Annotated in this window: 14 protein-coding genes; 10 read left to right on the top strand and 4 right to left on the bottom strand. The window is 74.0% G+C overall.

Translation table 11 applies throughout. The annotated features are described in order from the left end of the window. Positions 1-3: 3 nt before the first annotated feature. Entirely contained in the window at positions 4-192 is a 189-nt protein-coding gene (locus ACI781_RS06770) for a hypothetical protein (protein ID WP_456565311.1), read from the bottom strand. A 454-nt stretch (positions 193-646) separates the two neighbouring features. After that, entirely contained in the window at positions 647-820 is a 174-nt protein-coding gene (locus tag ACI781_RS06765; protein ID WP_456565310.1) for a hypothetical protein, read from the bottom strand. A gap of 258 nt (positions 821-1,078) precedes the next feature. Between ACI781_RS06765 and ACI781_RS06760 the strand changes: the two genes are divergently transcribed. The 4 genes from ACI781_RS06760 to ACI781_RS06745 all read left to right on the top strand — a co-directional run bounded on the left by ACI781_RS06760 (position 1,079) and on the right by ACI781_RS06745 (position 5,357). Then, positions 1,079-1,921: a hypothetical protein gene (locus ACI781_RS06760; protein WP_456565309.1), complete on the top strand. Its 843-nt coding sequence runs from the start codon at positions 1,079-1,081 to the stop codon at positions 1,919-1,921. A 122-nt stretch (positions 1,922-2,043) separates the two neighbouring features. Then, the gene (gene rfbB, locus ACI781_RS06755) at positions 2,044-3,039 is read left to right on the top strand and encodes a dTDP-glucose 4,6-dehydratase (RefSeq protein ID WP_456565308.1); all 996 of its coding nucleotides are present in this window, start codon (positions 2,044-2,046) and stop codon (positions 3,037-3,039) included. Next, entirely contained in the window at positions 3,036-3,905 is an 870-nt protein-coding gene (locus ACI781_RS06750; RefSeq protein ID WP_456565307.1) for an SDR family oxidoreductase, read from the top strand. The genes rfbB and ACI781_RS06750 overlap by 4 nt, the downstream gene beginning before the upstream one ends. A 132-nt stretch (positions 3,906-4,037) precedes the next feature. After that, positions 4,038-5,357, top strand: coding sequence for a UDP-glucose dehydrogenase family protein (locus tag ACI781_RS06745; protein WP_456565306.1), 1,320 nt, complete (start codon positions 4,038-4,040; stop codon positions 5,355-5,357). 23 nt (positions 5,358-5,380) lie between these two features. Here the strand turns inward: ACI781_RS06745 and ACI781_RS06740 are convergent, their stop codons facing one another. Continuing rightward, on the bottom strand, positions 5,381-5,539 hold the full coding sequence (locus tag ACI781_RS06740; protein ID WP_456565305.1) for a hypothetical protein: 159 nt from the start codon (positions 5,537-5,539) through the stop codon (positions 5,381-5,383). Between the two features lie 286 nt (positions 5,540-5,825). Between ACI781_RS06740 and ACI781_RS06735 the strand changes: the two genes are divergently transcribed. Continuing rightward, a complete protein-coding gene (locus ACI781_RS06735; protein ID WP_456565304.1) occupies positions 5,826-6,662 on the top strand; it encodes an LpxL/LpxP family acyltransferase in 837 nt (278 codons plus the stop codon). Between the two features lie 114 nt (positions 6,663-6,776). Next, positions 6,777-7,832 carry an alpha-hydroxy acid oxidase gene (locus ACI781_RS06730; protein WP_456565303.1) on the top strand — a complete coding sequence of 352 codons (1,056 nt, stop codon included), beginning with the start codon at positions 6,777-6,779 and terminating at the stop codon, positions 7,830-7,832. A gap of 25 nt (positions 7,833-7,857) precedes the next feature. On the opposite strand, the gene ACI781_RS06725 is transcribed toward ACI781_RS06730, so the two are convergent. After that, entirely contained in the window at positions 7,858-8,793 is a 936-nt protein-coding gene (locus ACI781_RS06725; RefSeq protein ID WP_456565415.1) for a glycosyltransferase family 2 protein, read from the bottom strand. A gap of 498 nt (positions 8,794-9,291) precedes the next feature. On the opposite strand from ACI781_RS06725, the gene ACI781_RS06720 reads away from it, so the two are divergent. The 4 genes from ACI781_RS06720 (at position 9,292) to ACI781_RS06705 (ending at position 13,151) form a co-directional block, all read left to right on the top strand. Beyond that, a complete protein-coding gene (locus ACI781_RS06720; RefSeq protein WP_456565302.1) occupies positions 9,292-10,110 on the top strand; it encodes a sugar phosphate nucleotidyltransferase in 819 nt (272 codons plus the stop codon). 121 nt (positions 10,111-10,231) lie between these two features. Then, positions 10,232-11,257, top strand: a complete 1,026-nt coding sequence (locus ACI781_RS06715; RefSeq protein WP_456565301.1) for an NAD-dependent epimerase/dehydratase family protein — start codon at positions 10,232-10,234, stop codon at positions 11,255-11,257. Beyond that, on the top strand, positions 11,254-11,823 hold the full coding sequence (locus ACI781_RS06710) for a dTDP-4-dehydrorhamnose 3,5-epimerase family protein (RefSeq protein WP_456565300.1): 570 nt from the start codon (positions 11,254-11,256) through the stop codon (positions 11,821-11,823). Before ACI781_RS06715 ends, ACI781_RS06710 begins: the two co-directional genes overlap by 4 nt. Next, positions 11,820-13,151 carry an NAD(P)H-dependent oxidoreductase gene (locus ACI781_RS06705; protein WP_456565299.1) on the top strand — a complete coding sequence of 444 codons (1,332 nt, stop codon included), beginning with the start codon at positions 11,820-11,822 and terminating at the stop codon, positions 13,149-13,151. The genes ACI781_RS06710 and ACI781_RS06705 overlap by 4 nt, the downstream gene beginning before the upstream one ends. Positions 13,152-13,263 lie beyond the last annotated feature (112 nt).

Raw genomic sequence — 13,263 nt, 5'->3', positions numbered from 1 at the left:
GAGTCAGGAGGCGTGCGAGCGCCCCGACCGCGGGAGTCGCACCACGGGGGGAGGCCGGACGGCCGACCCGGCGCCGACGCCCCGCTCGGCCCCGCGCCGCTGGTCGGCCGTGCGCACGCCGCGGCCGATCACGAGCGCGGTCGCGAGCGACAGCACCAGCCAGCCGGTGGCGAGGGCCCACAGCCAGGTCATCCCCGCTCCTCTCGAGAGGCCCGGTGTGCCCTGACCACCGGGCACGAGTTCCGGATCTGTCCCCTCCCGTGTCGGCGGTCAAACGAGCGGGACTGCGTGCGCATCGACGTGTCCCGCGTCGGGAACCGGTCGTGGGCCTCCGGCGTCGGGACGGGGGACGCGGTCGTCCGCGGCAGCCGGGACACACTGGCGGCGGGGAGGAGGGGCCGGCGTCCCCAGACCGGTCGCCTGAGCCGGTCCTACGCGGCGGCCCTGCGGGGGTGCCGGCCAGCGGGGGCGCGACCCGGCCGGCGACCGGCGACCGGCGACCGGCGACCGGCGACCGGCGACCGGGGACCGGGGATCGGCTGGTGGCGTCGGTGCGGACGAGAGGAGGCACGGCCGGGTCGTCGGTCTCCTGCATCCCGCCGACGGCCACCACGGTCGCCCCCCCGGGAGGGAGGGACCGACCGCGTCAGTACCGGCCGTGGGCGGGGCGCAGGTCCCCTTCGAGGTCGGCCTCCAGGGAGGCGAACAACGAGTCCTCGCAGGCGCGGCGCTCGGCAGCGGCGAAGACCTTCCCGAGCAGCACCGCCACGGCGGGAGCGGTGAGCAGCCAGGCCAGCCCGATGAACACGAAGAGGGACACACCTCCTTCCTACGGGCGAGACCTGTGCCCTCCACTCGAAATGACTGGCGATTCGTGCCGAACGCCCGGTCGACATCCGGTGGAACGAGTGCGCGGCGCCCCGTCCGCAGCACTCGTCACACGCGCCCCTCCAGGGGGACCGGTCCGTCACGCGCAGCCCTCGGTCCACCGCCGTCCGCCTCCACCTCGGCGCCACCGGTCACGCCCGGCGACCCGCGGGCGGTCAAGCCCGACCGCCCGCCTGCCGATGAGCAGGGCGTGTGGTTATGGATCGCCGTCGGGCTCGTCGCCTGGGTGCTGCTCGCCGCCCTCGTCGCCGTCGTGCTGGGCCGGGGCATCCGCCTGGCCGACCAGCGCTCGCCCGAGGTCGGCGCCGACGCCACTCACGTCCGCCCTGCGCCGGCGGCCCGCCGGCGGGTCATCCCCCTGCCGCCGGTCGGGATCGTGCTCGCCGCGACCGCCGTCGCGCTCGAGGCCGTCGGCCTGGTCCTCCGCCTGACCGGCGCGACAGGGCCCACTGCGCGCGCCCTGTCGATGGACGCCCCCTTCTCGGCGCCCCGGCTGCTCGTCGCCGCCGTGTTCGCCGTGGCGGCCGTCGCCGCGCTCGCCGGCTCGGCCCGCATCCCGGGCCGACGGGCGTGGTGGGCGGGCGTCGGGCTCGTCGCCGCCGTCATCGCCGCGGTCAAGACCGGCAGCACCGTCCACGCAACCGCCATGCGCGAGCTGGCCGCCGCCATCGGCGAGGCCCAGGCGGTCGTGCTGAGCGCCGCCGCCGCCGCCGCGGTCGTCGGTGTCCTCGCCTTCGTCAGCCGGGCCGAGCGGCGCGACCGTCGCCGGGTGCTCCTCGCACTCGTCGCCTACGCCGGCGCGGCCGTCGGCCTGTCGGCGGTCTCGGCCGTCGTGCCCGAGCAGTTCGCCGCGACCGCGACCTTCCTCGAGGAGTCGGGAGAGGCGCTCGCCGCGGTGACCTTCCTCGTCGCCGTGCTCGTCGGCGTGGCGCCGCGGCTGGTGCTCCCCGCCAGCTGGGCGCTGCGCCGCGACGCCGACGCGCTCACCGTCGAGGTCGCCCGCGACCCGGCGGCCGACCCCCGGCGCACCTGAGCGAGCCGGGGCCGGGCGGACCGGCCCGCGGTGCCGGGCCTGCCGCCGGGGTCCCGCCCACTCCGGGGGAGGGCGCCCGGTGTCGCAGCGGCAGCCCGGGGTCACCGTGGCAGTCTGGCCGGATGCGGCTGCTCGTGACCGGTGGCGCCGGCTTCATCGGTGCCAACTTCGTCCACCAGACCATCCGTGAGCACCCGGGGTACGACGTCACGGTGCTCGACGCGCTGACCTACGCCGGCAACGAGGCGTCCCTCGCCGCCGTGCGGGACCGGATCCGGTTCGTGCGGGGCTCGGTCAGCGACGCCGGCCTGGTCGACGGGCTCGTCGCCGAGGCCGACGCCGTCGTCCACTTCGCCGCCGAGAGCCACAACGACAACTCCCTCGCCGACCCGCGCCCGTTCCTCGACACCAACGTGATCGGCACGTTCACGCTGCTGGAGGCGGTGCGCCGGCACGGGGTGCGGCTGCACCACATCTCCACCGACGAGGTCTACGGCGACCTGGAGCTCGACGACCCGGCGAAGTTCACGCCCCAGACGCCGTACGACCCCTCGAGCCCCTACTCCTCGACCAAGGCGTCCTCGGACCTCCTGGTGCGCGCGTGGGTCCGGTCGTTCGGCGTGCACGCCACCATCTCCAACTGCTCCAACAACTACGGCCCGTACCAGCACGTGGAGAAGTTCATCCCGCGGCAGGTCACCAACGTGCTGACCGGGCGCCGTCCCAAGCTGTACGGGGCCGGGCAGAACGTGCGCGACTGGATCCACGTCGAGGACCACAACGCGGCCGTCCACCTGATCCTGGAGAAGGGGAGGCCGGGGGAGACCTACCTCATCGGCGCCGACGGCGAGGTGAGCAACAGGGACGTCCTCGCGGCGGTGCTCGAGCTGCTCGGCCAGCCCGCCGACGCCTTCGACCACGTCACCGACAGGGCCGGGCACGATCTGCGCTACGCCATCGACGCCACCAAGCTGCGCGCCGAGCTGGGCTGGGAGCCGCGATACACCGACTTCCGCGCCGGGCTCGCCGCGACCGTCGAGTGGTACAGGGCCAACGAGGACTGGTGGCGGCCGCTCAAGGAGCAGGTCGAGGCCTCCTACGAGGCCCGCGGTCAGTGAGCGGCGCACGCACCGTCGTCGTCGGGGCCGGCGGGCAGGTCGGCCGGGCCCTGGCCCGCCGCTTCCCCGACGCGGAGCTGCTCGACCACGCCGCGCTGGATGCCGCCGACCCGGCCGCCGTGGGAGCCCGCGACTGGTCCGGCGTCGGCCTGGTGGTCAACGCCGCCGCCCACACGAAGGTGGACGCCGCGCAGGACCCGGCCAACCTCGCGGCGGTGCGCGCAGCCAACGTGGACGCCGTGCGCAACCTGGCCGAGGTGGCCGGCCGGATCGGCGCGACGCTCGTCCACTTCTCCAGCGAGTACGTCTTCGACGGCACGCACCCCGGGCCCATGCCCGAGGACCTGCCGGTCTCGCCGCTGAGCGTGTACGGCCAGAGCAAGGCCGACGGCGACCGGGCGGCCCGCGCCGTGGCCCGGCACTTCCTGCTGCGCACCAGTTGGGTGGTGGGCGAGGGGCACAACTTCGTCCGCACCATGGCCGCTCTGGCCGATCGCGGCGTCGAGCCGGCCGTCGTGTCCGACCAGGTGGGCCGGCTGACGTCCGCCGGCGAGCTCGCCGCCGCCGTCGAGCACCTGGTCACCAGCGGTGCCCCCTTCGGGACCTACAACGTGACCTGTGACGGGCCACCGACGACCTGGGCCGACGTCGCCGAGCTGGTGTTCACCGCGCGCGGCCGCCCGGCTTCGGCGGTGCGGCGGGTGAGCACGGCCGAGTACTTCGCCGGCGCGCCGGACGCGGCGCCGCGTCCCCTCAACAGCCTGCTGGACCTGACGCGGATCACGGCGGCGGGCTACCGGCCCCGGGACTGGCGCGACGCCCTCCGTGACCAGCTCGCCGCACTGCCCCCGCCGACCGGCGGCTGACCGCGGTCGGGGCGGTCCGGACGGGGACCCGTGTCACCCCGTGGCGGGGGATCTGCCCTGCTCTCTGGCCCGGCCCGTGGCCACCCCCGTACGGTCTCGCGCAGGTACATCGGGACATGAGTGGGGACGGGCATGCGGATCTCGGTCATCGGCTGTGGCTATCTGGGTGCGGTGCACGCCGCGTCGATGGCGGAGTTGGGTCACGAGGTGGTCGGGATCGATGTCGACGAGCCGAAGATCTCGGCTCTTCGTGAGGGCCGGGCGCCCTTCCACGAGCCCGGCTTCGGCGAGCTGCTGCAGCAGACCCTGGGCACCGGCCGGTTGACGTTCTCCACCGACATCGCCGACGCGGCCGGGGCCCAGTTGCACTTCGTGTGCGTGGGGACGCCGCAGAAGCGCGGGGAGTACGCCGCGGACCTGCGCTACGTCGAGGCGGCGACCGAGGCGTTGCTGCAGGTCCTGCAGCCCGGCGAGCTGGTGGTGGGCAAGTCCACGGTCCCGGTGGGCACGGCGGCGCGGCTGTCGGACCTGGTCGCCGAGAAGGTCCCCGGTGCGCTGCTGGCGTGGAACCCGGAGTTCCTGCGCGAGGGCTTCGCCGTGCAGGACACCCTGTACCCGGACCGGCTGGTCTACGGCCTGCCCGCCGGGGACGACGGGCAGACCGCCGAGCGGATGCTGGACGAGGTGTACGCGCCCATCGTGGCGCGCGGGACGCCGAAGGTGGTCACCGACTACGCGACCGCGGAGATGGTGAAGACGGCGGCGAACTCCTTCCTCGCCACGAAGATCTCCTTCATCAACGCGATGGCCGAGCTGTGCGAGGCCACCGGTGCCGATGTGAAGCAGCTGGCCGATGCGATCGGCTACGACGACCGGATCGGCCGGAAGTTCCTCAACGCCGGCCTCGGTTTCGGTGGTGGTTGTCTGCCCAAGGACATCCGGGCGTTCATGGCCCGCGCCGGTGAGCTGGGCGCTGACCAGGCGCTCACGTTCCTGCGCGAGGTGGACAACATCAACATGCGGCGCCGCATCCGCATGGTGGAGCTGGCCCGTGAGGTGTGCGACGGTTCCCTGCTGGGCAAGCGGGTGGCCGTGCTCGGAGCGGCGTTCAAGCCCGACTCCGACGACATCCGCGACTCCCCCGCGCTCAACGTGGCTGCGCAGCTGCAGCTGCAGGGCGCCGTCGTGCGGGTGACCGACCCGGCGGCGGGGGAGAACATCAAGCGGACCTGGGCCCAGCTCGACGTGGTCGACACCCCCGAGGAGGCGGCCGAGCGCGCCGACGCCGTGCTCGTGCTCACCGAGTGGAAGCAGTACCGCGAGCTCGACCCGGTCGCCTTCGGCGAGGTGGTCGCCCAGAAGCGGGTGCTGGACGGGCGCAACGCCCTGTCCCGCACGGCCTGGACCGACGCCGGCTGGACCTACCGCGCGCTGGGCCGCCGGGCGGGCTGATCACCCGGCCGGTGCGGGCCGGGTCAGTAGCCCGGCCGCACCGAGCCGCAGCGGCAGCCGTACAGGCTCGACCCGCTGAAGGCGTCGTCCCGCAGCCAGCGGTAGCGGTGGAGGTGGAGGCGCCGCAGCCGGCCCAGCGCCCGGAGGGCGGGGTCGACGGACACTCCGGGGTGCGACGGCATGGATCTCCTCTGCTCCCCCTGCGGTCACCTGCCCGGGTGATGTTGCCCGTCATTCGTCACCTGATCAAGCGGCGTACACGCGGGCGGCGCAGACTGTCGTGCGGTGCACCGGCCGCTGACGTGCCGGTGCAGTTCTCGTCCGTCCCCCGGGCGGGCCGGGACGACGGGCGGAGGCTGTGTGGGCGCTGGGGTCGTGCTCGGTCGGGTGCCGGGCCCCCGACCGGTGCCATGGGACGGGGTCGTGCCGTGGCTGCGCGCGAGGTCGGCCCTGCGCCGGCTCGTGCCCATGCCTGTCGCGGTCCGCGCGCTGCAGGCGGCCTTCCGCCGCCGCACCGCCCGCAGCGGCCGTCTCGAGCGATCGCGGGCCGAGCTGGCGGCGATCGTCGGCGGGACCCCGGTCGAGGCCCGGATCGACGAGCTGGCCTCGATCCGCCCCGGCGCTCTCCACGGGGCCGCCGAGCTCCAGTGGCGTCCGTGGCGGATCGGTGAGGTGCCCGTCGAGGGCCTCGAGCACCTGCGGGCTGCTCGCGCCGCCGGGCGCGGGGTGCTGCTGAGCCACGTCCACCACGGCCCGCCCAACAGCCGGTTCCGGTTGGGCCGTGAGCTGCCCGGCATCCACCTCGTCGTGGGGGAGTGGTTCTCCGAGCCCCCTCGTGCCGGGTACCTCGGGTACCGGTTCGAGCAGACGAGGCGCCTGGTGCGGGACTTCGGGCTGGTGCCGGTGCCGGCTCCGGGCTCGCGACCGCTGCTCGCCGAGGTGTTGCGCAGCGGGGGTGCTGTCCAGCTCGCCCTCGACATGCCGGGCTCCACGGTCACCCGGTTCCTCGGCAAGCCCGTGGAGATGGCGAGCGGCACGGCGCGGCTGGCGGCCGAGACCGGGGCTGCCGTCGTGCCCGTCGCGATGGTCCACGACGGCGGGCACCGGTGGCGGATCCGCCTGGGGCAGCCCATGGACCCGGCCGAGTGGGACACGTGGCAGGAACTGCACCAGGCGCTGGCGGACTGGCACAGCGACGCCGTGCTCGCCAGCCCCGAGTACCTCGAGGACCCGGGGCGGTCCGGGGCGTGGGCCCGGGCCACTCCGGAGGGCTGGTCGCGGGCCGTTGCACCTGTCGCCTCCTGACTCGGGCATGCGGGACCGGTAGCCGACCGCCGCCCGTGCGGGGGACACCGCCCTGCCACGCGGCGCCCTAGGCTCGATCGACCGCGCCACCGACCGGAAGGAACAGCGCTCGCCGTGCTGCCCCTGCTCGCCGCCCAGTACGAGACGGCCCGCGCCGCCCTCCCGCCCGAGGTGCTCGACTACTACTCGGCCGGTTCGGGGGAGGAGACGACCCTCGGTGAGTCCGAGGCCGCCTGGCGGGCGCACCGGCTGCGGCCGCGGGTGCTGCGAGACGTCTCGGCCGTCGACCTCTCCCTCGACCTGCTCGGCACGCCGGTCGCTTCGCCGTTCCTCGTCGCGCCGATGGCGTTCCACGCCCTCGCCCACCCCGACGGGGAGTGCGCCACCGTGGCGGGCGCCGCCCGTGCCGGGAGCCTGCCGGTGGTCTCCACCCGAGCCTCCCGGCGGCTGGAGGACATCGGCCCGGCGGCCGGCGGGCCGTGGTGGTTCCAGGCCTACCTGATGCGCGACCGGGGGCTGACCACGGCGCTGGTCCAGCGGGCCGCCGCCCTCGGCGCCCGGGCCGTCGTCCTGACCGTGGACACCCCCTACGTCGGCCGCAAGAACAAGGTGAGCGGGGTCCGGATCGCCGTCCCCGACGACGAGTACCTCGTCAACCTGGCGCAGCACCTGCTGCCGGGCAGCAGCGGCCGCGAGTCCGCCGAGCAGGACCCCTCGATGACGCCCGACGTCATCGCCCGGCTGGCCGAGGACAGCGGCTTGCCCGTGGTGGTCAAGGGCGTGCTGCGCGGCGACGAGGCCGCGCGCTGCGTGGACGCCGGTGCCGCCGCCGTGATCGTCTCCAACCACGGCGGCCGGCAGCTGGACCGGGCGCTCGCCGCGCCGTTCGCGCTGCCCGACGTGCTGGCCGGCGTGGCCGGCCGGGTCCCCGTGCTGGTCGACGGCGGCATCCGCAGCGGTCTGGACGCCCTGGTCGCGCTGGCGCTGGGCGCGCGCGCCGTGCTCGTCGGCCGGCCGCTGCTGTGGGCCCTGGCTGCCGGCGGTGCCGACGCGGTGCAGGCGGCGCTCACCGGCCTGACCGAGGACCTCGCGCACGTGATGGCACTCGTGGGCGCGGCGCGGCTGGCCGACCTGGACGCGACCATGGTGACCGGGCCGGTGGGCGGCTGAGGCGGTCGCCCTGCCGGCCGGTGGCTCAGGAGGCCGGAGCCGCCTCGGCGCGCTGCTCCTGCGCGCCCCGGACCTGCTCCACGCGGCGCAGCAGCTTCGCCGCCGCGTCCTCGACCGGCCACAGGTGCAGCGCGCCGGCTCCACGCACCCCCCACCGGGCCGCTGCCGCCACGCCGGTCAGCAGGCCCGGGCGCCCGAGCACCCGGCGTGCCAGCGCCGGGGGCAGCGGCCGCAGCAGCGCCGTCTCGTCCGCGGCCAGGGTCGTGGTGCCGTACCGCTGCTCCAGCAGGACCCGTCCGGCACCCTGGGCCCGCGCGTCGCGCACGAACGCCTCGAGCGGCCGGGCGTGGGTGTGCTGAGCGTGCAGGGCACGGTCGAAGACACCGGTGAGACCGGCCTGGGCGAAGCGCCGGCCCAGGTCGTTGTCGGCGTGGTAACGGCCGGAGAACTCGTCGGCGACGAAGCCGACCCGCAGGGCGGCCGTGCGCCGCACCGAGAAGTTGCCGGCCCAGAACCGGTCGAGGACGGCGACGTCGCCGCTCTCGTAGTTCCGGCACATCCCCTCGTACTCGCGGGCGTACAGGTGGGTGGCGAACTGTCCGGGGCGCCGCGGCTGCGGCAGCCGCGTGGGCATCGACCCCAGCACGACGAGGTCCTCGGCCCGCTCGTGGTGGGCCGCGTGCCCGGCGGCGAGGCCGGGACCGGCCAGCACGTCGTCGTCGAGGAAGAGCGCGACGTCGGTGGTCAGCCGCTCCAGCCCCGTCTGCCGAGCGCGGTTCTCCCCACCGTTCTCCCGCCAGACCGGGACCAGCCGCGGGTGCCTGCTCGCGAGCTCCCGGAGGAGCTCCAGCGAGCCGTCGCCGGATCCGTCGACCACGACGACGAGTTCGCTGACCGCGTCGTCGGCGAGCAGCGGCCCCAGGACCTCCCGGAGCCGATCGCGCCGGTTGTACGTGGGCATCACGACACCCACGGTCACTGCGCCCCCCACGCCCACCCCTCCGTCCGGTACCCGTCGTGCTCGGGTGCGGACCGTACGCCATCTCCCGCGGAGCCCCCGGTCGCTGCGTCCGTCGCCGGGCAGCAACCGGGTGACCGCGGGCAGTGAGGTAACCCGGTCGGGCTATCCGGCTGCTGACGGTCAGTGATCGTCCGGTGGCGCAAGAGTGAACTCTGCGGGCCGGTCGTCCCTCCACGGGGGTGATCCTGGGCCTGCAGGGTGAAAGTCGTACCGGCTCACTGTCCGTGCTCGATACCGTTCTCCTCGATTCGCGGACGGGCGACTCCTGCGACGCGGCAGGGCACGGGGGTTCCTCCTCCGGCCGGGCGCGCAGGGGGGACCACAGCAGGATTGACCACGAGCAGGGGGAGTGGCATGCCCGGAGGCCGGCTTCGGCGCCGTGGCACCGTGTCCTCTCCCGCACCGGCAGCTGCCGGGGACGAGCGGCAGGAGAGGTACTTGCGCGAGATCCAGGACGTGCCGACCAGCGACATCCCGGTCGTCATCCTCTGCGGGGGGATGGGGACCCGGCTCCGGGAGGCGAGCGAGTCGCTGCCCAAGGGCCTGGTCGACATCGGTGGCCGACCGGTGCTCTGGCACATCATGAAGACCTACAGCCACTACGGCTTCCGCCGCTTCGTGCTGTGCCTCGGCTACAAGGGCGACATGATCAAGGACTACTTCCTCGAGCACCGGGCGCGCATGAACGACTTCACCCTGCACCTGCGCGGCGAGCACGAGATCGAGTACCACACCAACCTCGCCGACGAGGACTGGGAGATCACCTTCGCCGAGACCGGGCTCACCACCGCGACCGGCGCCCGCATCGCCCGCGTCGAGCAGTACCTGGACGCTCCCCGGTTCGCGCTGACCTACGGCGACGGCATCGGCGCGGTCGACCTGCCGGCGACCCTGCGTGCCCACGTGGAGTCCGGCAAGCTCGGCACCCTGACCGGCGTGCACCCGAGCGGCCGCTACGGCGAGATGGTCATCGACGGGGACGACGTCGTGGCCTTCAACGAGAAGCAGCCGCAGACCGGCTACGTGAACGGTGGCTTCTTCTTCTTCGAGCGCGCGTTCGTCGACGAGTACCTCGACGCCGAGGCCACCGAGGAGATGCTCGAGCACGCACCGCTGCAGCGACTGGCGCGCGACGGGAAGCTCGGCGTCGCCCGGCACGAGGGCTTCTGGATGGGCATGGACACCTTCCGCGACTGGAAGGAGCTCAACGGGCTCTGGGACGACGGCAAGGCGGAGTGGAAGGTCTGGGAGGACTGACCTCCCCACGTCGCGGAGGACCCCTCGCGTGGTCTCCTCCGCGGGCCGACCCGGCCCAGCATCGAACGACCGCCCGGGCACAACGCCCGGGTGAAGCCAACACGGTAAGGCGAGGCGACACGTGCGAGTTCTGGTCACCGGCACCGAGGGATACCTGGGCTGCCTGACGGCGCAGGAGCTGCTGCGCGCCGGTCACGACGTCGTGGGCGTCGACACCGGCTACTACAAGAACGGCTGGCTCTACCCCGGCCTCGACCGGGTGCCGCTGACCCTCGCGCTCGACATCCGCCGCCTCGGTCCCGAGCACCTCGAGGGGATCGACGCCGTCGTCCACATGGCGGAGCTCTCCAACGACCCCATCGGCGACCTGATCGGTGAGGTCACCTACGACATCAACCACGTCGGGTCGGTGCACCTGGCCGAGGTCGCGAAGGCGTCCGGCGTCGCCCGGTTCGTCTACATGTCCTCGTGCAGCGTGTACGGCGTCGCCGAGGGGACCGTCGACGAGTCCAGCCCGGTCTCTCCGCAGACCTCCTACGCGCGCTGCAAGGCGCTCGTCGAGCGCGACGTCTCGGCGATGACGACCGACGACTTCTCGCCGACCTTCCTGCGCAACGCCACCGCGTTCGGCGCCAGCCCGCGGATGCGCTTCGACATCGTGCTGAACAACCTCTCCGGTCTGGCCTGGACCACGGGCAGGATCGAGATGACCAGCGACGGGTCGCCGTGGCGCCCGCTGGTGCACGCGCTGGACATCGCCAAGGCCATCCGGATGACCCTCGAGAGCCCCCGCGAGCGGGTGCACGGCGAGGTCTTCAACGTCGGCAGCGAGGCCAACAACTACCGCGTCCGCGACATCGCCGAGATCGTCGCCGCCGAGTTCCCCGGCTGCGAACTGGTCTTCGGCGACCCGAGCGCGGACAACCGCAGCTACCGCGTCGCCTTCGACCGCATCCGCGCCGTCCTGCCCGGCTACGACACGGACTGGGACGCCAAGGCCGGCGCCGCCCAGCTGCACCGGGTCTTCCAGTCCATCGACATGGACGCGGCCACCTTCACCGGCCGCGGGCACACCCGCCTCAAGCAGATCGAGCACCTGATGAGGACCGCGCAGGTCGACGAGCAGCTGTACTGGGCCGCCCCGTGAGGTACACCGAGCTGGGGGTGGCCGGCGTCCACCTGGTGGAGATGGAGCCGTTCACCGACGACCGCGGCGCGTTCGCCCGGTCCTTCGACGCCGCGGAGTTCGAGGCGCGCGGCATGCAGCCGGCCGTGGCGCAGTGCAACGTCTCGTGGAACCACCGCGCCGGCACGCTGCGGGGGATGCACCTCTCGCTGCCCGGGCACCCGGAGTCCAAGTTCATCCGCTGCACCCGCGGGGCGATCGTCGACGTCGCCGTCGACGTGCGCCCGGACTCGCCGACCTACATGGAGCACGTCAAGGTCGAGCTCACCGCCGAGAACCGGCACGGCCTGTTCCTGCCGGCACACCTGGCCCACGCCTACATCACGCTGACCGACGACGCCGAGGTGCTGTACATGGTCAGCGTCCCGTACGCCGCCGGCGCGGAGGTCGGCTACCGGTACGACGACCCGGCCTTCGGCATCGAGTGGCCGCGGTCGGTCGAGGTCATCTCGGACAAGGACGCCTCCTGGCCGGCCTTCGACGCCGACGAGAACGCCGCCCGCTTCGCTGCCGGGGTCCCGGCGTGATCTCCGTCGACACCCTGCTGCGTCAGCGGCACACGGAGGGCCGGCCGGTCCGGCTCGGGCTCGTCGGCGCCGGCTTCATGGCGCGCGGCCTGGTCAACCAGGTCCTCAACAGCACCCCCGGCATGCAGCTGACCGTCGTCTGCAACCGCACGCCGGCCAAGGCCGCCACCGCCGTCGGTGAGGCGGGGGGCACGGCGGTCGCAGCCGAGTCCCTGCACGACGTCGAGCGCATCGCGGCCGCCGGGGACGTCGCCGTCACCGACGACATCGCCCTGGTCGCCGGCAGCGACGTCGTCGACGTCGTCGTCGACGCCACGGGCGCGGTCGACTTCGGCGCCGAACTGGCCCTGGCGTGCTTCGCGGGCGGCAAGCACCTGGTGCTGCTCAACGCCGAGGTCGACGCGACGCTCGGCCCGCTGCTGGCCACGAAGGCCGACGCGGCGGGCGTCGTCTACTCGGGTGCGGACGGCGACCAGCCGGCGGTCCAGATGAACCTGATCCGGTTCGTCCGGCAGATCGGCCTGCGCCCGCTCGTGTCGGGCAACATCAAGGGCCTGCAGGACCCGTACCGCAACCCCACCACCCAGGAGGGGTTCGCGAAGCGGTGGGGGCAGGACCCGTGGATGGTGACCAGCTTCGCCGACGGCACCAAGGTCAGCGTCGAGCAGGCCCTGGTGGCCAACGCGGCCGGCCTCACCGTGCCGCGCCGCGGGTTGTACGCCCTGGACCACACCGGTCACGTCGACGAGCTCACGACCCGCTACGACGTCGAGGAGCTGCGCTCGCTCGGCGGCGTCGTCGACTACGTCGTGGGCGCCAAGCCCGGCCCGGGCGTGTACGTCATGGCCGAGCACGACGACCCGAAGCAGCGGCACTACCTGGAGCTGTACAAGCTCGGCACCGGGCCGCTGTACAGCTTCTACACGCCCTACCACCTGTGCCACTTCGAGGTGCCGACGACGGTCGCGCGGGTCGCCCTCCTCGGGGACCCGGCCATCCGCCCGGCGGGCGCCCCGCAGGTCGACGTCGTCACGCTGGCCAAGACCGACCTCGCGGCCGGCACCGTCCTCGACCGGCCCGGTGGGTACCACTACTACGGCGAGGCCGAGCGGGCCGACGTCACCCACTCCGACCGGCTGCTGCCGGTGGGCCTGGCAGAGGGCTGCCGCCTCCTGCGTGACGTCGCCAAGGACGAGGTCATCGGTTACGCCGACGTGGAGCTCCCCGCCGACCGGCCGGTCGACCGGCTGCGCGCGGAGCAGGACGAGCGGTTCTTCGGCCACCCCGCCGCGGTGGGTTCGGCCGGCGCGGCGTCTGCCGTTCGCTGAACGACGCACCGAGGCCTGGTCCCCCGTGAGGGGGCCAGGCCTCCGTGCTGTCCGGGGCCCCTGCGCCGGGCCGTGACGCTCCGGGGAGCCCGAGGGGCTCCCGTGGGACGAC

Source organism: Blastococcus sp. SYSU D00695, from assembly GCF_054050555.1.
Note: the sequence above shows the minus strand (reverse complement) of the source record. Positions and strands in the feature narration are given on the sequence as shown.